Below are 22,795 nucleotides of genomic sequence, written 5' to 3' on the forward strand. Positions count from 1 at the left end.
CTCCGGCAGACGCTCTGCGGAGCCGGACCGCGAGCCTCCGGCAGACGTTCCGCGGGGCGAGCCCCTGGGCCTCCGGCAGACGTTCCGCTGAACCGGGCCCGCCCGCCCGGGGCCTACCAGGAGTAGGCCTCCGGCGCGGGTCCGGGACCGGGGAAGATGGCGTCGAGGCGCTCGAGCGTCTTGTCGTCCAGGGACACCTCGAAGGCGCGGGTGGCGGCGTCGAGCTGGGCGAGGGTACGCGGCCCGATGATCGGCGCGGTCACGCCGGGCCGCCCCAGCAGCCAGGCCATCGCCACGTCGGCGGGGTTCTCGCCGAGTTCGTCGCACAGGTCCTCGAACGCCTGGATGGCGGCGCGGTGCCGGTCCAGCTTGACCAGTCGCTTGCCCCGGTGGGTCGCCACCTTGGCTCCGGGGAGCGGAGTGCCCATCCGGTTCTCCCGCTCCTTGCGCAGGATCCCGCCGAGCAGGCCGGCGTCGAGCGGCGACCACGGCATCATGCCGACGCCGTAGTGCGCGCAGGCGGGCAGGACCTCCAGCTCGGCGGTGCGTTCGAGCAGGTTGTAGATGGTCTGTTCGCTCACCAGACCGGGGCGGCCGCGCCGGGCGGCGGCTTCCTGCCCGGCGGCGAGGTGCCAGCCGGGCTGGTTGGACGACCCCACGTAGACGATCTTGCCCTGGGTTTTGAGCACGTCCATCGCCTCCCAGATCTCGTCCCACGGAGTCGATCGGTCGATGTGGTGCATCTGGTAGATGTCGATGTAGTCGGTGCGCAGCCGCCGGAGCGACGCCTCGCAGGCGCGCCGGATGTGCAGGGCGGACAGGCCGGCGTGGTTCGGCCACTCGGACATCCGGCCGTACAGCTTGGTGCTGAGCACGGTGCGCTCACGGCGGCCCCCGCCGGTGGACAGCCACCGGCCGATGATCTGCTCGGTGAGTCCTTCGCCGAACCGCCAGCCGTACACGTCGGACGTGTCGATCAGGTTGATCCCCAGCTCGTGGGCGTGATCCATGATCTTGGACGCGTCCTCCTCGGTCGTCTGGGTGCCGAAGTTGTCGGTGCCGAGCACCAGCCGGCTGACCGTCAGACCGCTGCGACCGAGGTTGGTGAACTCCACGAGATCTCCTGATTCCATTTATCGGACGACGAGTCCTATATTTGAATTTTGATGGTAGCGTTCGTGAGCAGATGAGGTAAAGAGCACTGGTCCGGCAGGTAGTCACGCTTCTGACCGCACATGCACCTGGGCCACGCCACGGATCCGCCCAAGGAGTCTCCTCGATGAGCACAAACCTGTCCGAGCACCTCGCCGTCGCGGAGTTACCTGCGGCGCACAGCTTCGTCGGGGGCGCTCTGCGCGGTGGCGGCGGGCCGGTCTTCACGACCTGTCATCCGGGCGACGGCTCGCCGATCGCGGAGGTCGAGGCGGCGACGGCCGGCTTCGTCGACGAGGCCGTGGCCGGCGCGGTCGCGGCCCAGCCCGCCTGGGCGCGCACCTCCCCGCACGAACGCGCGCGGATCCTGCGGATGGCCGCCGACCTGATCGAGTCGCGGGCGCCGCGACTCGCCCACCTGGTCGCGCTGGACAACGGCAAGACGCTGGCGGAGGCGCGCGGCGACGTCTTCGTGGCGGCTGCCCACCTGCGCGGTGCGGCGGGCTGGGCGTCCGGCCTCGAAGGCATCACCCTGCCGGCGGACGGATCCACGCTGCGAATGACCTTCCGGGAGCCGGTGGGGGTGGTGGCGGCGATCATCCCCTTCAACACCACCCTCATGTTCGCGGCGCAGAAGGCCGGCCCGGCCCTCGCGGCGGGGAACGCGATCGTGATCAAGGCACCCGAGCTCAGCCCGCTCGCGGCGCCGGTGTTCGCCAGGATCCTCACCGCCGCCGGACTCCCCGACGGTCTCGTCCAGGTGGTCCAGGGCGCGGGAGAGGTGGGCCGCCGGCTGGTCGAGCATCCCGGGGTGAGCATGGTGTCGTTCACCGGCAGCACCTCGGTCGGCCGGCAGGTGATGGCCTCGGCGGCGGACGGGGTGAAACGGGTGCTGCTGGAGCTCGGCGGGAAGTCCGCGAACATCGTCTACGCCGACGCGGACCTGGACGCCGCCCTGCACGCCACGGTCGGCGGCATCTTCCGCAACGCCGGTCAGCGATGTTTCTCCGGCTCCCGGCTCCTGGTCGAGGACCCGGTCGCGGACGCGTTCGTCGAACGGGTCGCCGACGTGGCGCGCTCGATCAGGGTCGGCGACCCGTTCGCGCCGGACACCCAGCTGGGCGCGCTCATCTCGGAGGGGGAGGCGGCGAGGGTCCTCGCGATGATCGACACGGCCGTGGACCAGGGCGCGCGCGTGCTGGCGGGCGGTGGCCGACCGGCCGGCGTCCATCCCGACGGCGCGTTCGTCGCGCCCACCGTGCTGGAGATCCCCTCGGGACTGCCGCGGGTGCCCGACATCGTGTACGACGAGGTCTTCGGACCGGTCCTCACCGTCCAGCGGTTCAGCGGCGCGGAGCAGGCGGTCGCGCTCGCCAACGACTCCCCGTTCGGCCTGGTGGGCGGTTGCTGGACCCGTGACCTGGACCGGGCGCTCACGACCGCCAGAGCCGTGCGGTCGGGCTATTTCTGGATCAACTCCTACGGGGCGCTGGCGCTGGACGCCCCGATCGGCGGCGTCGGCCTGTCAGGCGTCGGCCGAGAACTCGGCCGGGTGGGGCACGAGGCCTACACGGAGCTCAAGACGGTGATCGTGGACACCGCCGCGGCCGACGCGCCCCGCTGGTACTGACCTTCAGCCACCCCGATCCGAGGAGTGATCCATGCCCGCCCACTACCGAGGCGCCGTCGTCCGAGAGGCGCACGGGCCGTTGAACGTCGAGGACATCCCGCTGCGGGACCCGACCGGCGACGAGGTGCTGATCAGGGTGACCGCCTGCGGGCTGTGCCACAGCGACGTGCACTTCATGCACGGCACGTCGGGGACCGACTTCCCCTACCTGGTCGGCCATGAGGTGGCCGGCGTCGTCGAGGCCCTGGGGCCGGACGCGACGGGCGTCGTGGCGGGTGCCAGTGTCGTCGTCGCGCCGATGGTGGCCTGCGGGACCTGCAAGCACTGCCACGCGGGACGGCTCTCGGCGTGCGCGTCGCGGCTGCCCCGCCGGCCGAAGGTCGGCCTCGGTGACGGCGCCGCCGCGACCCCGGTGCTCGGCATCGGCGGCCTGGCCGAACGGGTCGTCGTACCCGCCAGGCAGGCGATCGCGATCGACCCGAGGGTGCCGCCTCGGATAGCCGCGCTGCTCGGCTGTGGCGTGCCCAGCGGCTTCGGCGCGGCGGTCAACACCGCGGAGACCGGGCCGGCCGACGACGTGGTGGTGATCGGATGCGGCGGCGTGGGGATCGCGGCCGTCGCCGGGGCCGCGTACGCGCGGGCGCGGCGGATCATCGCGATCGACACCAATCCCGGCAAACTCGCCGTCGCCGAGCGGTTCGGCGCCACCCACCTGATCGACGCGTCTCGGGAGGAGCCCGGAGAGCGCGTACGCGAACTCACCGACGGCATGGGCGCGGACGTCGTCCTGGACGCGGTGGGCGGACCCGCCACCTTCGCGACGGCGGACGGCCTGCGGGCTCCCGGCTCACGGCTGGTGATCGTCGGCGCCCCGAAGCAGGGGGACCTGGCCGAGGTGCGGCTGAGGCGGCTGTTCCTCACCGGCGGGTCGATCCGGGTCTCGATCTGGGGAGACTGCGTGGCCTCACGGGATCTGCCCCTGCTCGCGGGCCTCTATCTGGACGGCCGGTTGCCGCTGGACGAGTACGTCTCGGGCACGTTCGGCCTCGCCGACGCGCAGGAGGGTTACGACCGGTTGCTGGCCGGAGAGACGCTGCGCGGCGTGGTGATCCCTTCGGACCGCAGTTGACAAGTTGACATGCACGAACAGACAATCAATTCAAATTCCGGACTACTTGTCCGATAATTGACACACTGAGGATCAGATGATGGCGACAGCCGATCTCCGCGCACCCCGCTCGCTCAACCACATCGCCTATCCGACGTGGGACTCCCAGGCGACGCACGACTTCTACACCGAGGTCCTCAAGTGCGAGCTGCTCACCGCGATCCAGCTGAACGAGGTGCCTTCCAGCGGAGCCCGCACCCCCTACCTGCACACCTTCTTCGGACTCGGCGACGGCAGCGCCATCGCCTTCTTCGAGGTCGACGACATGCCCAACCCCGGCCCCGACTCGGTGCCCTCCTGGGTCCGGCACATCGCACTCAACGTCGACTCCATGGAGGAGCTCCACGAGTGGCAGGCGCACTTCGCGGCCAAGGGCGTGGAGACGGTGGGCATCGTCGACCACGACGGGGTCTGGGAGTCCCTCTACCTCTTCGACCCGAACGGGGTCCGGATCGAGCTGACACTGCAGACCCGCCCCCTCGACGACGCCGACGCGCGCGCGGGCGTCGAGACGCTGCGGAAGTGGACCGCGCGCGGATAGCGCACGGCCACCGACCCCACCCCGCCCCATCCGCGCTGATCAGGAGCCGCCTCGTGCTGTCCCGCGAACTACTCCCCATACCGATGACGCCCGGCGGACGCCTGGACATCAACTCCGGTGTCGCCCGGATGAGCGGGAAGATCTGGGCCACCCTCTGGAAAAACGATCTGCGGCCCCCCACGACCGCCGTACTGATCGTGCATCCGGCGTCCAACTTCATCGGTCACTACGCCCTGGAAGAGCTCGCCCACCGCGGGGTGGCCGCGGTCGGGCTCGCCACCCGCTACGTCGGCAACGACTCCGCGCTCATCATGGAGAACTGCCTCCTGGACATCGGCGCGGCGATCCGGCACCTTCGCGAGCTGGGCTACCAGCGGATCGTCCTGGTCGGAAACTCCGGCGGCGGCGGCCTCGCCGCGCTCTACCAGGCGCAGGCGGAGAACCCGACCATCACCCACACCCCGGCCGGTGACCCCGTCGACCTCGCCGGCGCCGGGCTCATCCCGGCCGACAAGGTCGTCATGGCCATGGCGCACCCCGGCCGGGCGGTCGTCTACACCGAAGGGCTCGACCCGGCCGTCACCGACGAGCAGCGGCCCTTCGACCGGGACGACTCGCTCGACATGTTCAACCCCGCGAACGGGCCGGCCTACGGCGAGGAGTTCGTCGAGCGCTACCGCCGCGCCCAGATCGACCGCAACCGCCGGATCTCCGGCTGGGTCACCGAACAGCTCGAAGCACTGCGCGGACACATCCGCGAGTCGGCGGACGGGGAGAAGGTCGCGCCCGACGACCTGCCCTTCGTCGTGCACGGCACGGCGGCCGACCCGCGCTTCCTCGACCTCGCCCTCGACCCCTCCGACCGGCGGACCGGCACCCTGTGGGGCAGCCCCTGGGCGGCCAACTTCCAGCCGGCGTCGCTGGGCCACCTCACCAGCCTGCGCTCCTGGCTGAGCCAGTGGAGCTACGACCACAGCCGGGCCAACGCCTACGTCGCCCTTCCCCAGGTGCAGGCGCCCGTCATGGTCGTGTACGGATCGGCCGACTGCGCCGCCTTCCCCAGCCACGCCCGCACCATGTACGAGGCCGTCGCGCACGACAGGCGCGAGCTGGTCGAGATCAAGGAGGCGGACCACTACTTCCAGGGCCGCCCCGACCTGGCCAGGGTCATGTGCGACCACATCGCCGAGTGGAGCAACTGATGGGCACCCTCGACGTGGCCGTGGTCGGCGCCGGCCCGGTCGGGCTCACCGCGGCCCTCGCGCTGGCCAGGCGCGGCGCGTCCGTCACCGTCTTCGAGGAGAGCGACCGGCTCAGCACCGAGTGGCGGGCCTCGACCTTCCACCCGCCGACGATCGAGATCGCCCGCGACCTCGGCGTCGTCACGACGATGCTGGAGGCCGGCATCGTCGCGCGGAAGTACCAGGTGCACGACCGCCGCGACGGGCTGATCGCGGAGTTCGACTTCGGCACACTCGCCGACGAGACCGACTATCCCTTCAGACTGCAGCTCGAACAGTACAAGTACACCCAGATCCTCAAGGACGCGATCAGCGAGTGTCCCGCCCCGGTCGACCTGCGGCTGGCCACGGGCGTGACGGACGTGCGTCAGGGCGAGGACGACGCGCTGCTGACCACCGCCTCCGGGGAGCAGGTCGCGGCCCGCTGGGTGCTCGCCGCCGACGGTGCGCGCAGCACCGTCCGCAAGGCGCTCGGCAGCTCGTTCGAGGGGCTCACCTACGAGCATCGCTATCTCGTGCTGAGCATCGACTATCCGGTGGAGACGCTGCTGCCGGGGATCTGTGACGTCAACTACATCGCCGACCCGGTGGAGCACCTGCTGATCCTCCGGGTGCCGGACGTCTGGCGGCTCGTCGTCTCGGTGCCGCCCCACGTCACCGGCGAGGAGGCCGTCTCCGACCGGTACGTCGCCGACCGGCTGCGCGGCGTCTTCGGCGACCGCCCCGAGCTGCCGCTGCGCGAACGGAAGGTCTACTCCGTGCACCAGCGGGTCGCCGACACCTTCCGCCGGGGCCGGGTGTTGCTGCTCGGCGACGCGGCGCACGTCAACAGCCCCATGGGCGGCATGGGGCTCAACGGCGGCATCCACGACGCGTTCGACCTGTCCGTCCAGCTCAGCGCGGTGCTCCGCGGCGAGGCCGCCCCGGACGTGCTGGACGCCTGGGCGCACCGCAGGCGCAAGGCCGCGGTCGAGGCGGTGCAGGAGATCACCCACCGCACGACCACCGCGATGGCCGAGCAGGACGAGTCCGAGCGGCGCAGGTTCCAGCTCCAGATGTCGGAGATCGTGGCGGATCCGCTGCGGGCCCACACCTGGATGATGGACGCCGCGATGATCTCCAACGTACGCGCCCACGACCTGCCGCCTCGGGCCCGATGACCCGCGTACCGAAGGAGACCCGATGGACTTCGAGCTGAGCGACGAACAGCGGGACATCCGCGACACCGTGCGCGCCTTCGTCGCCAAGGAGCTCCTCCCGCTCGAGGAGGACTTCCTCAGGCTGGTGCGCGAGGGCGGCGCCAGGCTGCCGAGGGACGAGGAGCGCCGGCTGCGGGCCAAGGCGCGCGAGTTCGGCTTCTGGGGGCTCAGCACACCCGAGGAGTACGGCGGGATGGCGCTCCCCGCGGTCACCCAGTCGCTGATCCACATCGAGCTCGCGAAGACCTGCGTGCCCTTCCGCTTCGGCGGGGAGGCCGACAACATCCTGTACGGCGCGGACGCCGCCCAGCAGGAGGAGTACCTGAAGCCGACGATCGAGGGCGAGCGCCTCGGCTGCTTCGCGCTGACCGAGCCGGGCGCGGGATCGGACGCCGGGGCGATCAGCACGTACGCGCGGCGGGACGGCGACGACTGGCTGATCAGCGGCGAGAAGACCTTCATCAGCAACGGCCACGACGCCGACTACGCGATCGTCATCGCGCTCACCGACCGGGACAAGGGCGCCCACCACGGGGCGACCGCGTTCCTCGTCGACCGGGAGGCGGGCTGGACCTCCTCGCCCATCAGCACGATGGGCAGCTGGCACCAGCCCGCCTCGCTCTCCTTCGACGACGTACGGGTGCCGGCCGGCAAGGTCCTCGGCGAGGTCGGCGGCGGCTTCCAGCTCGCCATGCGCTGGGTCGGCAAGGGACGCTACGTGATCTCCGCGCACTGCGTCGGCATCGCCGAGCGCTGCCTGACGATGGCGGTGGACTACGCCGGCCTGCGCGAGACCTTCGGCCGCAAGATCGGCAGGAACCAGGCGATCCAGTGGATGATCGCCGACTCGGAGACCGAGCTCGAAGCGGCCCGATGGCTCGCCCTCCGGGCCGCCTGGGACGTCGACCGGGGGGCCGACGCCAGACACGCGTCGGCGATGGCGAAGCTCTTCTGCACCGCGATGGTCGGCCGCGTCGTGGACCGGGCACTGCAGATCCACGGCGGAATGGGCTACACCAAGGAGCTTCCCCTCGAAGGCTGGTATCGCGCCGTCCGGGCGATGCGCATCTTCGAAGGCACCGACGAGGTGCAGCGGCTCATCATCTCGCGCGATCTGCTACGCGGTCACACCCGAATCGGAGGCCACCTTGCCTGATCCCATCCCCACCTCCTCCCCGGCCGACTCCCTCGCCGACTCGCCCGTCGGCTCCCTCACCGGCTCCTTCACCGAGCGGAAGATGAGCATCGCCACGGCTCTGCGCGCCGCGGCGGAGGCCGCGGGGGATCGGCCCGCGATGATCCAGGGCGACCGGTCGATCGGCTACACCGAGCTGGAGGCCCGCGCCGCCCGCCTGGCCGGGGTGCTGTCGGAACGCGGGGTCGGCGTCGGCTCGACCGTCGCGATCTCCCTGTACAACTCGTTCGCGTACCTGGAGACCATCCTCGCCGCGTTCAAGCTGGGCGCGCAGCCGGTCAACATCAACTACCGCTATCTCGCCCCAGAGCTGCACTACGTGCTCGACTACACCGACGCGGTCGCCTTCGTCTACGACACCGGCCTGGCCGACCAGGTCCGGCGGATGGACGACCTTCCCGGGCTGAACCTGCTCATGGAGGTCGGATCGGACGGCGAGCCGCCCGCACCGGCGCTGTCCTTCGAGTGGGCGGCCGAGCACGGCCCGGTCCACCGGGAGACGGACACCGACTCGCCGCACGGCATCATCCTGCTCACCGGCGGCACGACCGGCCGGCCCAAGGGCGTCGTCTGGGACCGTGACGGGCTGCTGGGCATCATCGCGTCGGTCTTCCGCCAGCACGGTATGGACGCGCCGAAGACACCGGACGACGTGCGGGCGCGGGTGCGCGAGCTGCACGAGAGGTTCACCGCCCCCGTCGTGCTGCCGATGTCGCCGCTCATCCACGGCACCGGCCTGCTGCAGACACTGCGCTCCCTGTACGGCGGCGGCACGATCTGCTTCTGCACCTCCAAATCCCTCGACGCGGACGAGGTGTGGCGGACCGTGCAGCAGAACGCGGTCACCGAGATGGTCATCGTCGGCGACGCGTTCGGCCGCCCGCTGGTGGACTCCCTCGCCGCCGCCCAGAGCGCGGGCACGCCGTACGACATCGGCAGCCTGCGCAAGATGACCAGCTCCGGCGTCGTGTGGAGCGTCGGCGTCAAGCGGGAACTGCTGCGGCACGGCGGCGACCTCACCCTGATCGACAACATCTCGGCCTCGGAGGGCGGCCCCTTCGGGATGGCCCTGGCTCGCTCGGAGGCCGACCTGGTGGACGGGCGGTTCACCCTCGCCCCCGTCGCCCGGGTGCTCGACGAGAACGACGAGGACATCACCCCGGGCACCGGACAGATCGGCATCCTGGCCAGCGCCGGACCCCAGCCGGTCGGGTACCTCAAGGACCCGGACCGGACGGCGCGGGTCTGGCGGGTCATCGACGGCGTCCGCTACTCGGCGCCCGGTGACCTCGCCTCGCTGGACGCCGACGGCAGGCTGATCCTGCTCGGCCGGGGCGACGGCGTGATCAACACCGGGGGAGAGAAGGTCTTCCCCGAGGAGGTCGAAGAGGCGCTGCTCACCCACCCGAAGATCACCGACGCCGTCGTCGTCGGCGTTCCCGACCCCCGCTGGGGCCAGATCGTGACCGCCGTCGTCGCCCCGGCGAGCGCGCTCGGCGACATCGAGGACGAGACACTGAGCAGGCACGTGGCCGAGCGGCTCGCCGGTTACAAGCGCCCGCGCCGGATCGTCAGGGTGGACTCGCTCCCCCGGAGCCCGGCCGGAAAGATCAACCGCGCGTCGGCCCGTGACGTGGCGACCCGCCACCTGCAAGCAGAGGAGACAGCCTCGTGACCGGCATACCGTTCCCGATCGAACAGGGCCATGTGCGGGCCTTCGCCCGCGCCCTGGGCGAGGACGCCGACGTGGTCCCGCCCACCTTCCCGATCGCCTTCGCCCAGTTCGATCCGGACTGGGGGCTGCGGATGCGTCCCGACCGGCCCTGGAACGGCTCCGGGTCCGGGCCCGGCGTGTCGTCCGGCGGAGGAGGCGGCCTGCACGCCGAGCAGGAGTTCGAGTACTTCCGCCCGCTCCGGATCGGCGAGACGCTGACGGCCCGCAAGCGGGAGGGAAAGACCTGGCAGAAGACCGGCGGGAAGGGCGTGCTCAACTTCGCCGAGCGGCACGTCGACTTCTTCGACGCCGAGGAAGAGCTGGTCGCCCGCTCGACCACGGTCTCCGTTACGGTCACCCCCAAGACCGACGACACCCCGGAGGCGGGCCGATGACCGTGACCACCGACCAGGAGGTGCGCCGGGTCGTCGTGACGGACCTCAAGCGGACGCAGATCGTGATGTACGCCGGTGCCGGTGGCGACTTCAACCCGCTGCACACCGACGAGCCGTTCGCCACCCGGATCGCCGGCAACCCGACCGTCATGGCGCACGGGATGCTCACCATGGGCCTGGCCGGCCGCGTGCTGACCGACTGGTTCGGGCACGAGAACATCCGGCGCTACCGGGCCCGGTTCAAGGCGCCCGTCTGGCCCGGCGACACGATCACCGCGACGGCGACCGTGACCTCGGTGGACACCGTTGACGGGCAGCGACGCGCCGAGCTCACCGTCTCGGCGGTGAACGCGGCGGGCGTGGAGGTGCTGTCCGGCACCGCCACCGCGATCGTCACCGACGAGGGCGAGGCGACGTGATGAAGACCACCGCGGTCATCTCCGACGAAGGTGAGGCGACGTGACGGACATGTCAGGCATCTCCACCGCGGTCATCTCCGACGAAGGTGAGGTGAGGTGACGTGATGGACATCGCCGCGCTCGACGCGATCGACGTGCACACCCACGTGCAGCTCTCCGTCCACGAGGCGCCGAAGCCGGGAAACGACAACTTCGCGGCGATGGCCGACTACTTCAAGGCCGGTGCGGTCAAGAGGTTCACCGTCCCCATGATCGCCGAGTACTACCGCGAGCGGAACATGGCGGCGATCGTCTTCGGCGTCGACTCGATGCACGTCAGCGGCCGGGAGCAGACGCCCACCAACGAGGAGATCGCCGAGCAGGCGGCACTGCACGGCGACGTGCTCATCCCGTTCGCGAGCGTCGATCCGCATCGGGGCGCGGCGGGCGTGCGGGCCGCCAGGCGGCTGATCGAGGAGTACGGCGTCCGCGGATTCAAGTTCCATCCGACCACGCAGGGCTTCTTCCCGAACGACCGGATGGCCTACCCGCTCTACGAGGTCATCGCCGAGCACCGGCTCACCGCGCTGTTCCACACCGGCCAGACCGGCGCGGGCGCGGGCACCCCGGGCGGCGGCGGGCTGCGGCTGAAGTACTCCAACCCGATGCACGTCGACGACGTGGCCGCCGACTTCCCCGACCTGCAGATCATCCTCGCGCACCCGTCGTTCCCCTGGCAGGACGAGGCGCTCTCGGTCGCCATGCACAAGCCGAAGGTCTACATCGACCTGTCAGGGTGGTCGCCGAAATACTTCCCGCCCCAGCTGGTGCAGTACGCGAACACGCTGCTCAAGGACAAGGTGCTCTTCGGGTCGGACTTCCCGATGATCACTCCGGAGCGCTGGCTGGCCGACTTCGCCAAGATCGACATCCGGGACGAGATCCGCCCGAAGATCCTCAAGGAGAACGCGGCCAAGCTGTTCGGACTCACCGGACAGTCGTGACGACAGCCCCCGGCCAAGGAGGTCGCGATGCAGCACACCGGTCCCTTTGATCGAACCGTCGACGTCGTCGTACTCGGTCTGGGCGACGCCGGCGCGGTCGCCGCGGTGACCGCCCACGACGAGGGCGCGGAAGTGCTCGTCATCGAGAAGCAACCGGCCGACGACCACCGGCCCAACAGCCGCTACGCCGCCGGCTTCTTCCTCGTGCCCGAGGACGTCGACGGCGCGGTCGAATATCTGTCCGCGCTGTACGCGGTCAACGGCGAGCTGGCCACGATCGACCCCGACCTGATCCGCACCTGGGCGGAGGAGACGGCGGCCACCCCGGCCTGGCTCGACCGGCACGGCGGCAAGTACCTCAAACTGGACATCCGCGGCGAGCACCCCACCCTGCCCGGCCACGAGTCGATCCGCGTCTACAAGGCGCAGCCCACGAGCGGGCCCGACGGCTACACCGGCTGCCCGATGCACGGCTTCCTGCGGAGCCTGGTCACCGAGCGCGGGATCGAGGTCCGGTACGCGACGGCGGCCAGGTGGCTGCTCACCGACGCGCGAGGCGCGGTCGTCGGGGTGGAGACCGACGGCGCCGACGGGGTCCGACGGATCGGCGTACGCCGCGGCGTCGTGCTCGCGGTCGGCGGCTACGAGGCCGATGAACGGCTCAAAACGCACTACCTTCCGGTCACTCCGGTGCATTTCTACGGCACCGAGCACAACACCGGGGACGGCATCGTCATGGCGACGGAAATCGGCGCCGAACTGTGGCACATGAATGTTTGGCCAGGGCATTTCGTAGCGAGATTCCCCGGCGACGGATACACCGGGGGAACGGCCGTCGATCTGTGGGGATCAGGCCGGTTCGGACCGGCCGAGGGCGAGCCCGCACCGGGTTCGATCTTCGTCGACGGGTCGGGCCGGCGATTCATCCGCGAACCGGGAAAGCAGCACGCCGCCCATCTGGCGCTTTTGGCGATGGACGCCGATCAGCTCACTTACCCGAGGATTCCGACGTGGTGGATATTCGATCAAGCCCGTTTCGAGCGGGCGACGCTGGTCCCGACCTACTCGGGCCCCGCCGGACCGGTGCGAGACTACGCCTGGAGTGCGGACAACGAGGCGGAACTGCGGCGTGGCTGGATCCATTCGGCCAGGTCAATCCCTGATCTGGCCCGATCCTGCGGGCTTGATCCGGTCGTGCTCGAACAGACGGTCTCCCGCTACAACCAGCACTGCGCGGCGGGCGTCGACGCCGACTTCGGCCGCGACCCCGTCACGCTGACCCCGCTCGGCGGCGACCGCTATTTCGCGGTTCCGCTATGGCCGGGCGGCTCGCATACGGTCGGCGGTCCGCGCCGCGACGCGAAAGCACGCGTGGCCGCGATTCGCGGAGGTTCGATAGACAATCTCTACTCCGCCGGTGAGCTAGGATCAATACACGGACTGCTTTATCCGACAGGTGGCGGCAGTATCGCCGAATGTCTCGCGTTCGGCCGGATAGCCGGACGTAATGCCGCAGCCGATCGGACCGTCATAAGTTGACTCTCATGCGACAAGTGACATCGGCTTTGTTCAATATAGATACAGTGCGCATTAGGAAAACCGACAGCGGTGGAGGTGGCTCGGCGTGAGCGCTGGAGATCGCGCCGGAGACGGCGCCGGTCAGGGCAACGGATCCCAGACCTTGGATCGCGGCCTGAGGCTATTGGAGTTGCTCGCCGCGGAAGATCGCGACATGACCGTCGCGGAGCTGGCCACGGCGCTGGGCATGCACCGGCAGGCCGTCTATCGGCTGCTCACCACGCTCCGCAGTCACCGCCTCGCCGCCGAGGGCAGTTCGGGGCGCTACCGGCTCGGGCTGGGCGTGATCCAGCTCGCCCGGCAGGCCAACCCGCAGCTCCAGCGCGCGGTCATCCCCTACCTGCGCACGCTGGCCGAAGAGCTCGGCGTCACCACGCAGTGCGTCATGTCGGAGGGGGCCGACGCCGTGGTGCTGGCGGTCGTCGAGCCGTCCGACGCGATCTTCCATCTGTCCCAGCGCAGCGGTGCCCGGCACCCGCTCGACCAGGGGGCGAGCGGCCTCGCCATCATGCTCGCCCGGCCGCCCAGGGCCGACGACCCGGCCGCGGTCGTCGAGGCGCGGAAGTGCGGATACGCGATCTCACGCGGAAACCTGACACCGGGCGCGGTCGGCATCGCCGTGCCGCTCTACGACGGCGAGGGACGCTCACTCGAGGCGAGCCTCGGCATCGTGTCGATGGTCGACCTGGACGTCGAGCACACCGCCAAACGCCTCCTCGCCACCGCGAAGGAGATCACCACCCGGGAGTGACGGGCTGTCCCCGAGTCAGGACGCGGTGGCGGCACGCTCGGCGGCGCTGCGCTCGACGCAGAACTCGTTGCCCTCGATGTCGGCGAGGGTGACCCAGCCGGTGCCGTCGGGACGGCGGCGGTCGGCGACCAGGGTGGCACCGAGGGAGAGCAGGCGCTCGACCTCCTCGTCGCGAGTGCGGTCGGTGGGCTGGATGTCGAAGTGGATCCGGTTCTTGACCGTCTTGCCCTCGGGGACGGCGATGAACAGGATCGAGACGCCCTCCGTCTCGACCAGTGCCTCGGGGTCACCGGGGTGGTCGTCTTCGCCGATCTTGGTGTTCAGCACCTCGGCCCAGAAGGTTCCGAGCCGGTAGGTGTCCGCACAGTCGATGCTCACGTGGTGCACAAGAGAAGCCATGGCCGACAGTATGCCCGTCCCACTTCGCCGGCGGACTCCGGTGATCTTGAGGCTGTAACGGCCGCTCGGGCGCCCCGCCGGACTCCGCGATGCGTTCCCAGGCGGTGGTGCCCGAGCTTCGCCGGTCGTGTGGTGGCCGTCCCGACGACGAGGGCCTCCTCGTCGTGAGGGGCCACGGAGATTCCGGCCGCCAGGCACCGAAGAGGGCTGAACAGGCGATATGGCCGCCTCCGGCCCGGAGACCGGCATCGCCACCGCCTCGGAATGTCGACCGTATGGGGACGAATTTCTGATAACGAGATATTGACATCCCACCTTGCGAACCCTGACACTTTGCGGAAATGCAATAGAAACACGAATGCGACCCGATCGTCGGGCCTTCATCGAGGTCCAATCCCCCCACCGCCAAGCCCACAGGGACGAGATGCGCGCAGAGATGTTATCGCTAACAATTCTCCGTGCGTCCGCCGATACGCCCCCTTACCTCTGAGCCCAGCCGTGAGCGCGCAGCTGTGATGTCGCCCCTCTCCGTCTCCTTACTGATTCCCGGGAAGGACACCCGCGGCGTCCCTCCCCCTCCAGTGATTGGACATTCATGGCACTGATCATGGCGTCTGATGGTTACTCGTCAGGATCCTCGCGGCGCATTCGGTCGTTGCGCCGATTACTGATCACCCTCGTGGTGACCGCGCTCACCGCGGCGACCAGCCTCGTCGTCTCCGCACCGTCGGCCAATGCCGCCACCAGCCAGTTCCGAGGCATGAACTGGGCCGTACTGGGTGACAACTTCAGCACCGGCACGCTCGTCGTGCAGGGACTGAGCCAGTCCGACAGCAACGCGACGGTTCGCGCGAAGGCCAACTCGCTCTACGACCACATGGAATACATCATGGGCATCAACACCATCCGGTTGCCCATCAACACTCACACCGTGGCCAACACGACCTGGTGGAACTCCTACCGCGGCGCCATCGACGCCGCCGCCGAACGCGGATTCAAGGTCATCCTCGCCTACTGGGAGGACGGCGCCGCCTCAGGCGGCAGGATCACGAACCTCGCCGCATGGAACACGATGTGGTCCAGCGTGATCAACACGTACGGCTCGAACAGCAACGTCTACTTCGAGCCGATGAACGAGCCGCACGGCTACTCGTCGACGGAGTGGCGCAACGTCGCGGCGAACTGGCTCGGCTATCACACCTCGGCGGTGCCCGGCCGGGTGCTCATCGGCGGCACCGGCTTCAGCCAGGACCTGCGGGACATCTGCAACGACAGCCGCTTCAACTCGACGCTGCTGTCCTTCCACTACTACGCCTTCTTCTACGGCCCGATGACCTACGACGAGTTCCGGAGCCACATCCAGACACGTCTGGGCAACTGCGCCCACCGCGCGGTGGCGACCGAGTTCGGCGCGCCGATGTCCACCGGCCTCAACTACGCCGACCCGACCAGCACCGACAACTTCGTGCGCTACCTCCGCGCCATGGCCCAGGTCATGCGGGACAACCAGATGGGCGGCACCTACTGGCCCGCCCTCGGCGGCAAGCCGGGCACCATCGGCTACGACTGGTACTCGATGTACGTCATGGGCGGCAGCGGCACCAACCTCAGCGTGACCGTCCGCAACGGCCACGGCGCCAACCGGGTCCGGTACGCCTGGGGCGACGCCGTCGGCGACGTCACCCCTCCTCCGACGGTGACCTACAGGATCAACGCGCGCCACAGCGGCAAGGCCATGGACGTCCAAGGAGCGAGCACCAACGACAGTGCGCGCGTCGGCCAGTACACCTACAACGGCAACGCGTGGCAGCAGTGGCAGTTCCAGGACGTCGGCAGCGGCTACTGGCGCATCGTCAGCCGCCACAGCGGAAAGTGTCTTGACGTGGTGGGCGCCTCGACCGCCGACGGCGCCGAGCTCGTCCAGTACACCTGCGGCCTCGGCAACAACCAGCACTTCCAGATGGTCAGCAACGGCACCTACTTCCAGCTCCGGGCACGACACAGCAACAAATGCGTGGACGTGCCCGCCGCATCGACCGCGGACGGCGTGATCCTCAAGCAGTATCCGTGCAACAGCGGCACCAACCAGCAGTGGTCGCGCACGGCCGTCTGACGACGGTCTCGACGTGAAGGTGGCCCCGGCGAACGCCGACCTCAGCAGGTGCGGAGCATGTTGAGCAGGGCCACCTTCTCCTTGCGGGTCACGAAGAGCCGATAGTGGCGCTTCACCGTGATCCACGAGGTCGCGTACTGACACCAGTGGGCGCGACGTTGCGGGCGCCAGCTCTGCGGACCTTTGCCGCCCTTGGCGATGTTGGCGGAGTGGCTGACGGTGAGCAGTTCGGGGCGGACCAGGTCGTTGGCGAACGCGCGCCGCTTGGCCTGACTCCATCGCTTGGCGCCAGAACGCCAGGCGTAGGCGAGCGGCACCAGGTGGTCGACGTCCACGTACTTCTCGCTCTTCAACCACTTGCCGTCGTACGGGCTGTACCAGCGCCCCTTGACCGGGTGGCAGGCCGCGTCGCGGCGCACGTTCCGCCCGTCGCGGGCCAGGACCAGCTCCCGCGTGTTGCACCTGCCCTTGCGGTACGCCGCCGATCGGGAGTGGAACCGCTCGCGGCTGTAGCCCCGGATGGACAGCGGCCTGGCGACCTTGAGCTGAGCCAGCATGCGCCGGGCGAGGGCCGCGGACTCCGCCTGTGATCGTTTACGCGGTTCGGCCGCCGCCTGCGGGGTGGTGAGAACGGCGGTGATCGGAACGAGCACGAAGGTGAGTACGGCGGTGTGCGCTGCACGTCTCAGGTAGATCATGACTTTACCTATACCCGACGACCTCCCCGACCCGGCAATCGGCAGGAACATGTCCGCGTGGGCGAGTGACATGAGGTTGTCGACGCCGACCGTGCCGACCACGCCGCCGTACCTCACCATAGGAGGACACCGGATGACCAGCCACGACTCCCCTGCGGACAGCGAAGTCCGGGATCCCTTCGGCACGTTGCGCCGCGCACTGTGGATCGGCGGTGGCCAATGGGCCGGAAAGTCGACCGTGGCCCGGCTCCTGGCCGTCCGATATCGCATCACCGTCTACCACTACGACCACCAGGACGCCCGCGGTCACAACGATCGCCGGATCGCCCGTCGCGTCGCCCTCGGCGAGCCCACCACCGAGCCCGACCCGGACAAGATGTGGGTCCACACCACCCCGGAGGAGATGGCCGCCATGACCCTGGCCGGTTTCCCCGACCGGTTCGAATGGGCCCTGGACGACCTGCGCGCGCTCGTCTCAGGCCACCCGATCATCGCCGAGGGCTGGGGACTCCGCCCTGAACTCGTCGCCCCCATCATCGACTCACCACGCCGGATGGTCGTCATGGTGCCCACAGCGGAGTTCCGCCGGCACCAGTCCCAGGAACTACCGCGCGCCACCTCGCTCGGGCACCGCGTCAGCGATCCGGCCCGCGCACAGGCCAACCGCCTCACCCGGGACCGCCTCGTCGCGGAGGACGCCGTCCGCACCGCCCACCGGCTCGGCATCCGCGTCATCGAAGTCGACGGTTCCCGCGACGCCGCCACGATCGCGGGGATCGTCGCCGACCATTTCAGCCCCTACCTGCCAGAGCAAGATCGCACCCCCTTCAAGCCGGGGTGTTGCGACGATCACTAGAACGGAGGCACGAAAGAGGGCGTTCCGACTTCACGAATTCGTCCGGGCCGACGCACCGAGTGCGAGCAGCAGCAATCCTGCCGAGGCCCATGCGGCCCAGTCTCCCAGGACGGTGTAGAGGGTGGCCGAACCCTCCTGAGGCAGGGTGGCCATGACCGTGGTCATGCCCGTCGTGCCGGTGTGCCGCTCGGCGAGGATCCGGCCGCGGCCGTCGCTGACCGTGAGCCATCCCCCGCGTGCGGCGCGGGCCACCGCCAGGCCGCTCTCCACACCGCGCAGCACCGCCATGCGGCTGTGCAGCCGCGCGTCCTCGCCGAAGTCCCAGGCCGGCGCGAGCAGGGCGGCGACCCCGGCCTTGCTGTACTCCCTGACCAGGCCGGGGAAGTCCAAATCCTTACAGATGATGAGGCCGAGCCGATTGCCGTCGAGGAAGGCCAGGCCGGTGCCGGGCCGGAATTGGCGCTCCACCCCGGGGATCAGGTGGTGCTTGTCGTAGCGCACGCCGGAGGGGTAGCTCACCGCGCTGTTGGTCTCCATGGCGATCCCCGCGACCACCTCCACGCCCGGACGGGCGAACGGCAGGTCGACGGTCTTGAAAACCTTCTCGGGCAGCACCACGATCTCCGCCCCGCGGGCCACCGCGGCGTCCACGGCCTCGCCGTACCGGCGGACGAGCTGCTCGGAGTCGTCCGTCGCGACCAGCGCGACCTTCCGCCCCCCGGTGTCGGCGGGCGTCGCGAGCCGTACGAGACCGTGGCCGAGCGTGAGCGCGACCAGCACACCCGAGACCATCGCCGCGCGTGGCCGCAGGACCGCGACGGAGGCGGGCACGAACAGCAGGAGGAAGGTGATGCCCCAGACCCCGGTGACCGAGGCGGTCTGCAGCACGGGCAGGACGTCGGCCTGCGTGTACGCCAGGCTCCACCAGGCCCCGTGCGGCGCGGCGAGGCTCATGCCGTACTCGGCGGTGACCCAGACGGCCGGTACGGCCGACGCCGCCAGGAGCGGCCTGCCGCGCACGATCAGGGTGCGGAAGAGCAGCACGCCCAAGCCGTAACAGAGCGCGGGGCCGACGATGAAGGCGGCGGCCAGAGCGGGTGGCATTTCAAGGGGTCCGGTGAAGTACGGCCACATCCGCGCCTGGCCGACGAGCCAGACCAGCGTCCCCGCGACGAAAGCCGTACCCCCGCCCGCCCGGCGCGCCAGGAACAGGACAGGGAGCGGCGCGAGCCAGGTGAGCCACCAGACAGGGTGGAGACCGGTGCCGAAGTGCGTCAGAACGGCGGAGGCGAGGGTGAGCAGGATGCGTTCCATGCCGATGATCGTGCTTTCCCCCACCCCGCGGGCGCGTCACTCGCGGGTGTGATCTCCGTTGTCACTCCTGCCGGCGACCACCAGCCCGGACTCGTAGGCGAGCACCACGGCCTGGACCCGGTCCCGCAGGTCCAGCTTGGTGAGCATGCGGCTGACGTGTGTCTTGACCGTGTGCTCGGTGACCACGAGCGCGGCGGCGATCTCCGCGTTCGACAGGCCGTGCGCGACCAGCCTCAGCGTCTCGCGCTCACGTTCGGTCAGCGCGTCCAGCCTGGCCGTCAGCCGGGGGGCGACGCCGTGGGCGGGTCTGCGCACCAGGTCCTCAAGCAGCCTCCTGGTCGCCGCCGGAGCCAGCAGGGCCTCACCCGAGGCGACGGTACGGACGGCGTGGGCCAGCTCGTCGCGCCGGATGTCCTTCAGCAGGAAACCGCTCGCCCCCGCCCGGACCGCGTCGTAGACGTACTCGTCGAGATCGAACATGGTCAACACGAGCACCTTCGCGGCGGTGGTGGCGCAGATCTCCCTGGTCGCCTCGATGCCGTTCCTACCCGGCATGCGCACGTCCATCAGGACCACGTCCGGCCGGAGCCGCCTGGCCGCGGCGATCGCCTCCTCGCCGTCGGCGGCCTCGCCGACCACCTCCATGTCCGGCTGCGCCCCCAGGATCAGCCCGAACGCCGCGCGGAAGAGGTCCTGGTCGTCGGCGATGAGCACCCGCAACATGCGGGCTATTCAAGCGGAAATTCGGCTCTCACCGTGAACCCCCCGTCCCGCCCAGCCTCGGCCCTGAGCGTCCCGCCGCACGCCGCCGCCCGTTCCCGCATCCCGGCCAGCCCGTACCCGCCGCGCTCGCCCGGCCCTCGCCCGTTGTCGGCGATCTCCACCGTCAGGCGCTCCCCCCAGGTCAGAGCGAGGCGTACGGCACTCGTACCGGCGTGCTTGCGCACGTTGGTGAGCGCCTCCTGAACGATCCGGTAGACGGCCGCCTCAACGCTCTCGGCGACCGGGCGCGGGATACCGGCGGTCGTACTCACCACATCGAGACCGCTGCGGTCGAGCAGCGCCGGGAGGTTGGCCAGACGCGGCTGGAACAGCGCCTCGCTCAGACGCTCGTCGTCATGACCACACACCGGCCCGCCATCGTTGGCATGGCCGCACACCGATCCGCCGTCGCCGTCATGGCCGCACACCGGTCCACCGCCTTCGCCAGGGGTCCGCAGCGTGTTGAGCACCCCCCGGAGCTCGGCCAGCGCACCTCTCCCCATGTCGGCGATCGCGTCGAAAACCGCTTCGGCCCTGTCCGGGTCGCCGCGCACCACCACCGGCCCGGCCTCGGCCTGGACCACCATCAGCCCAACGGAGTGGGTGATGATGTCATGCATGTCGCGCGCGATCCGAGTGCGTTCCTCGGCCGCCGCCGCGATGTGCTCCTGCTCCAGCCGCCGCGCCCGCTCGGTCAGCTCGGCGGCTCGCGAACGGCTCGCCCGGACACTGGTGCCCAGCGCGTAGGCGGCCACGAAGGCGGTCCCCACCAGCCGGAAGGTCTCGTCGTTCTCCCCCGGCAGCACCAACGAGGTCCCCACCGTCGCCACGATCGCCGGAATCGCGGCCAGCCTCTTCCACGTGGGACTCAGGTCGGCGATCGTGTAGACGGCCAGCAGCGGCCCGAAGGGCAGCAACGGCTTCTCCCATGTCACCAACACCGACATCGCCGCCCCGACCACCACCGCCACCACCATCGGCGCCCGCCTGCGCCACACCACCGGCACCGACGCCAGCAGCCCCAGCCCGATGATCCACCACGGATCGGGATCGGGCAGAACAAGCGGCATCACCGTGGCCAGGACCACGCTCGCCGCGAGCGCCCCGTCAACCACCCTGTCGGTCCGGCCCGCCGCAAACATCCGCCCATTATCCGGATCCGTCCGCCCGCTGCCCTCACTCTCAAGAGTGATCATTCCCGCCACGCAGCCGGCAGGGTCCTACCCCTTGGTCCGGGCACCTCTCTTGGGAGGGCTACGCGTCAGATACCAATCGGTGCCGCACGAATTCCGGATGGGCATCGCCGACATCGATGCCGTTCTCATCAAGAGCGTTGGCGATGTGGAAACGACCGGCATCGAAGGCGAACTCCACAGCGAGGGTGCCGTCCGCCAGGTCATGACATGATGACGGCCGCCACTCGAGCAGAGCGACTTCGCGCAGTTCCAGGCCGACGAACGGCTCAAGCCGCTCGTCGGCGCTGGACCACACCGGGGTGAGCTCGAACCACTCCCAGCCACTGATGGCGACCGTCGTGTCGATGCTGTTCCAGCCGATCGAGAGCTCATCGAGCTTCGAGTGGCAGATCTCGACCTGGACACCGTCGAAGTCCAGGACGATCGGGCAATCGGCGTACCAGTCCCCGTCCTCGACAAAACGCACGAGCGCGAATCCCGTCAGACGTCGGCCACCAAGTGTGGCCAGACCTGGCCCGTGTCGCTCACGGACGGCTTCGAGTCCGACGAGAAAGGTCGGCTCGAAGCCGGAAATCCCCATCATGTCAGGCAATTGTCCAGGCTCCTTACCGGCCGGTCGATCCGTCGTGACCAATGGTGAACCGACCGACACACCTGGAACTCCAATAGGCTCGTATCATGATCCGCGCTGTGGTCTTCGACGTCGGCGAGTGCCTGTCACCCGTCGACAGTGCTGATCACACCGTGATCATGTAGGCCGCTCATTGACCGTGGCGCAATCCACGTTCGCGCTCGCGCGCTCGCCGTTCTGGTTCTTGAGCACCCATATGCCCTTGTTGTTGAAGCGAATCCATGCCTCGTCATCATTAAGTCCCCGTATCCAGCCGGCGGACACGCCACCGAATATCCGCACGCCCTTGTCCTGTTCCAAGAACTGGATGTATCCCCTGCCCTCGCCTGCTCCGTTGACTTGGCTGGTGGTCACGCTGTTCACGTCGGCTTTGTCAGCGAACACGGTTCCCCAGGTTTGTCCGGCCCCCTTGCGCACGTTCAGCCCGTCCTTGGGGAAGCTGATCCATCCGTCGTCGGCGCTCCGCCCCTGCACCCACTCGGTGTTGATGCCGTTGAGGTCGGCCTTGTCGGCGTGCACAGTCCCCCACGCCCCACTCCCCTGACGGACATCAAGCCCATCCTTGGGAAAAGTAACCTTCCCATCGTCAGCGCTCCGCCCCTGCACCCACTCAGTGTTGATGCCGTTGAGGTCGGCCCTGTCGGCGTGCACAGTCCCCCACGCCCCACTCCCCTGACGGACATCAAGCCCATCCTTGGGAAAAGTAACCTTCCCATCATCGGCGCTCCGCCCCTGCACCCACTCAGTGTTCACGCCGTTGAGATCGGCCCTGTCGGCGTGCACAGTCCCCCACGCCCCACTCCCCTGACGGACATCAAGCCCATCCTTGGGAAAAGTAACCTTCCCATCATCGGCGCTCC

Annotated in this window: 22 protein-coding genes; 14 read left to right on the forward strand and 8 right to left on the reverse strand. The window is 69.4% G+C overall.

The window, feature by feature from the left end; translation table 11 throughout:
* Positions 1-113: 113 nt before the first annotated feature.
* A complete protein-coding gene (locus AB0B90_RS33440) occupies positions 114-1,115 on the reverse strand; it encodes an aldo/keto reductase (RefSeq protein ID WP_362926309.1) in 1,002 nt (333 codons plus the stop codon).
* Between the two features lie 164 nt (positions 1,116-1,279).
* On the opposite strand from AB0B90_RS33440, the gene AB0B90_RS33445 reads away from it, so the two are divergent.
* The 12 genes from AB0B90_RS33445 to AB0B90_RS33500 all read left to right on the forward strand — a co-directional run bounded on the left by AB0B90_RS33445 (position 1,280) and on the right by AB0B90_RS33500 (position 13,966).
* Complete coding sequence (locus AB0B90_RS33445) at positions 1,280-2,782, forward strand: aldehyde dehydrogenase family protein (RefSeq protein ID WP_350942205.1); 1,503 nt, start codon at positions 1,280-1,282, stop codon at positions 2,780-2,782.
* Positions 2,783-2,813: 31 nt separating this feature from the next.
* A complete protein-coding gene (locus AB0B90_RS33450) occupies positions 2,814-3,911 on the forward strand; it encodes a zinc-binding dehydrogenase (RefSeq protein WP_362926310.1) in 1,098 nt (365 codons plus the stop codon).
* A 79-nt stretch (positions 3,912-3,990) separates the two neighbouring features.
* Positions 3,991-4,491: a VOC family protein gene (locus AB0B90_RS33455; protein WP_362903408.1), complete on the forward strand. Its 501-nt coding sequence runs from the start codon at positions 3,991-3,993 to the stop codon at positions 4,489-4,491.
* 83 nt (positions 4,492-4,574) lie between these two features.
* Positions 4,575-5,693 carry an alpha/beta hydrolase gene (locus AB0B90_RS33460; protein WP_362926311.1) on the forward strand — a complete coding sequence of 373 codons (1,119 nt, stop codon included), beginning with the start codon at positions 4,575-4,577 and terminating at the stop codon, positions 5,691-5,693.
* Positions 5,693-6,892, forward strand: coding sequence for an FAD-dependent oxidoreductase (locus tag AB0B90_RS33465; RefSeq protein ID WP_350942199.1), 1,200 nt, complete (start codon positions 5,693-5,695; stop codon positions 6,890-6,892). Before AB0B90_RS33460 ends, AB0B90_RS33465 begins: the two co-directional genes overlap by 1 nt.
* Positions 6,893-6,914: 22 nt before the next feature.
* Positions 6,915-8,087 carry an acyl-CoA dehydrogenase family protein gene (locus tag AB0B90_RS33470; protein WP_350942197.1) on the forward strand — a complete coding sequence of 391 codons (1,173 nt, stop codon included), beginning with the start codon at positions 6,915-6,917 and terminating at the stop codon, positions 8,085-8,087.
* Entirely contained in the window at positions 8,080-9,801 is a 1,722-nt protein-coding gene (locus AB0B90_RS33475; RefSeq protein ID WP_362926312.1) for an AMP-binding protein, read from the forward strand. Before AB0B90_RS33470 ends, AB0B90_RS33475 begins: the two co-directional genes overlap by 8 nt.
* Entirely contained in the window at positions 9,798-10,235 is a 438-nt protein-coding gene (locus tag AB0B90_RS33480; protein WP_350942194.1) for a MaoC family dehydratase N-terminal domain-containing protein, read from the forward strand. Before AB0B90_RS33475 ends, AB0B90_RS33480 begins: the two co-directional genes overlap by 4 nt.
* Complete coding sequence (locus AB0B90_RS33485; protein WP_350942193.1) at positions 10,232-10,654, forward strand: MaoC/PaaZ C-terminal domain-containing protein; 423 nt, start codon at positions 10,232-10,234, stop codon at positions 10,652-10,654. The genes AB0B90_RS33480 and AB0B90_RS33485 overlap by 4 nt, the downstream gene beginning before the upstream one ends.
* A gap of 104 nt (positions 10,655-10,758) precedes the next feature.
* Positions 10,759-11,637, forward strand: a complete 879-nt coding sequence (locus AB0B90_RS33490) for an amidohydrolase family protein (protein WP_350943532.1) — start codon at positions 10,759-10,761, stop codon at positions 11,635-11,637.
* A 27-nt stretch (positions 11,638-11,664) separates the two neighbouring features.
* Positions 11,665-13,176 carry an FAD-binding protein gene (locus AB0B90_RS33495; protein WP_350942191.1) on the forward strand — a complete coding sequence of 504 codons (1,512 nt, stop codon included), beginning with the start codon at positions 11,665-11,667 and terminating at the stop codon, positions 13,174-13,176.
* Between the two features lie 85 nt (positions 13,177-13,261).
* Positions 13,262-13,966, forward strand: coding sequence for a helix-turn-helix domain-containing protein (locus AB0B90_RS33500; RefSeq protein ID WP_350942190.1), 705 nt, complete (start codon positions 13,262-13,264; stop codon positions 13,964-13,966).
* Between the two features lie 15 nt (positions 13,967-13,981).
* Here the strand turns inward: AB0B90_RS33500 and AB0B90_RS33505 are convergent, their stop codons facing one another.
* Entirely contained in the window at positions 13,982-14,365 is a 384-nt protein-coding gene (locus AB0B90_RS33505) for a VOC family protein (protein WP_350942188.1), read from the reverse strand.
* A 655-nt stretch (positions 14,366-15,020) separates the two neighbouring features.
* Between AB0B90_RS33505 and AB0B90_RS33510 the strand changes: the two genes are divergently transcribed.
* On the forward strand, positions 15,021-16,478 hold the full coding sequence (locus AB0B90_RS33510; protein ID WP_362926313.1) for an RICIN domain-containing protein: 1,458 nt from the start codon (positions 15,021-15,023) through the stop codon (positions 16,476-16,478).
* 41 nt (positions 16,479-16,519) lie between these two features.
* Here the strand turns inward: AB0B90_RS33510 and AB0B90_RS33515 are convergent, their stop codons facing one another.
* Positions 16,520-17,296: an HNH endonuclease family protein gene (locus tag AB0B90_RS33515; protein WP_362926314.1), complete on the reverse strand. Its 777-nt coding sequence runs from the start codon at positions 17,294-17,296 to the stop codon at positions 16,520-16,522.
* A gap of 13 nt (positions 17,297-17,309) precedes the next feature.
* Here AB0B90_RS33515 and AB0B90_RS33520 point away from each other — a divergent pair, with 13 nt between their 5' ends.
* Positions 17,310-18,032 (forward strand): hypothetical protein, encoded by a 723-nt coding sequence (locus tag AB0B90_RS33520; protein WP_362926315.1) that lies wholly within the window; start codon positions 17,310-17,312, stop codon positions 18,030-18,032.
* Between the two features lie 30 nt (positions 18,033-18,062).
* Here AB0B90_RS33520 and AB0B90_RS33525 read toward each other — a convergent pair whose 3' ends face one another.
* The 5 genes from AB0B90_RS33525 to AB0B90_RS33545 form a co-directional block, all read right to left on the reverse strand.
* The gene (locus AB0B90_RS33525; protein ID WP_362926316.1) at positions 18,063-19,346 is read right to left on the reverse strand and encodes a hypothetical protein; all 1,284 of its coding nucleotides are present in this window, start codon (positions 19,344-19,346) and stop codon (positions 18,063-18,065) included.
* Between the two features lie 36 nt (positions 19,347-19,382).
* Positions 19,383-20,069 carry a response regulator transcription factor gene (locus AB0B90_RS33530; protein ID WP_362926317.1) on the reverse strand — a complete coding sequence of 229 codons (687 nt, stop codon included), beginning with the start codon at positions 20,067-20,069 and terminating at the stop codon, positions 19,383-19,385.
* Positions 20,070-20,074: 5 nt separating this feature from the next.
* Entirely contained in the window at positions 20,075-21,250 is a 1,176-nt protein-coding gene (locus AB0B90_RS33535; RefSeq protein ID WP_362926318.1) for a sensor histidine kinase, read from the reverse strand.
* Between the two features lie 112 nt (positions 21,251-21,362).
* Complete coding sequence (locus AB0B90_RS33540) at positions 21,363-21,896, reverse strand: hypothetical protein (protein WP_362926319.1); 534 nt, start codon at positions 21,894-21,896, stop codon at positions 21,363-21,365.
* Positions 21,897-22,052: 156 nt separating this feature from the next.
* Positions 22,053-22,795, reverse strand: a 743-nt coding sequence (locus AB0B90_RS33545; RefSeq protein WP_362926320.1) for a hypothetical protein, incomplete at its 5' end; no start/stop codon positions are given.

This window comes from Streptosporangium sp. NPDC049078 (genome assembly GCF_040648855.1).
Taxonomy (GTDB): Bacteria; Actinomycetota; Actinomycetes; order Streptosporangiales; family Streptosporangiaceae; genus Streptosporangium.

Bases quoted from the DNA above. Each gene is read 5' to 3' on its own strand.
- AB0B90_RS33445 (WP_350942205.1), top strand. From the start codon at position 1,280: ATGAGCACAAACCTGTCCGAGCACCTCGCCGTCGCGGAGTTACCTGCG.
- AB0B90_RS33450 (WP_362926310.1), top strand. From the start codon at position 2,814: ATGCCCGCCCACTACCGAGGCGCCGTCGTCCGAGAGGCGCACGGGCCG.
- AB0B90_RS33455 (WP_362903408.1), top strand. From the start codon at position 3,991: ATGGCGACAGCCGATCTCCGCGCACCCCGCTCGCTCAACCACATCGCC.
- AB0B90_RS33460 (WP_362926311.1), top strand. From the start codon at position 4,575: ATGACGCCCGGCGGACGCCTGGACATCAACTCCGGTGTCGCCCGGATG.
- AB0B90_RS33465 (WP_350942199.1), top strand. From the start codon at position 5,693: ATGGGCACCCTCGACGTGGCCGTGGTCGGCGCCGGCCCGGTCGGGCTC.
- AB0B90_RS33470 (WP_350942197.1), top strand. From the start codon at position 6,915: ATGGACTTCGAGCTGAGCGACGAACAGCGGGACATCCGCGACACCGTG.
- AB0B90_RS33485 (WP_350942193.1), top strand. From the start codon at position 10,232: ATGACCGTGACCACCGACCAGGAGGTGCGCCGGGTCGTCGTGACGGAC.
- AB0B90_RS33490 (WP_350943532.1), top strand. From the start codon at position 10,759: ATGGACATCGCCGCGCTCGACGCGATCGACGTGCACACCCACGTGCAG.
- AB0B90_RS33495 (WP_350942191.1), top strand. From the start codon at position 11,665: ATGCAGCACACCGGTCCCTTTGATCGAACCGTCGACGTCGTCGTACTC.
- AB0B90_RS33505 (WP_350942188.1), bottom strand. From the start codon at position 14,365: ATGGCTTCTCTTGTGCACCACGTGAGCATCGACTGTGCGGACACCTAC.
- AB0B90_RS33515 (WP_362926314.1), bottom strand. From the start codon at position 17,296: ATGGTGAGGTACGGCGGCGTGGTCGGCACGGTCGGCGTCGACAACCTC.
- AB0B90_RS33520 (WP_362926315.1), top strand. From the start codon at position 17,310: ATGACCAGCCACGACTCCCCTGCGGACAGCGAAGTCCGGGATCCCTTC.
- AB0B90_RS33525 (WP_362926316.1), bottom strand. From the start codon at position 19,346: ATGGAACGCATCCTGCTCACCCTCGCCTCCGCCGTTCTGACGCACTTC.
- AB0B90_RS33530 (WP_362926317.1), bottom strand. From the start codon at position 20,069: ATGTTGCGGGTGCTCATCGCCGACGACCAGGACCTCTTCCGCGCGGCG.
- AB0B90_RS33535 (WP_362926318.1), bottom strand. From the start codon at position 21,250: ATGTTTGCGGCGGGCCGGACCGACAGGGTGGTTGACGGGGCGCTCGCG.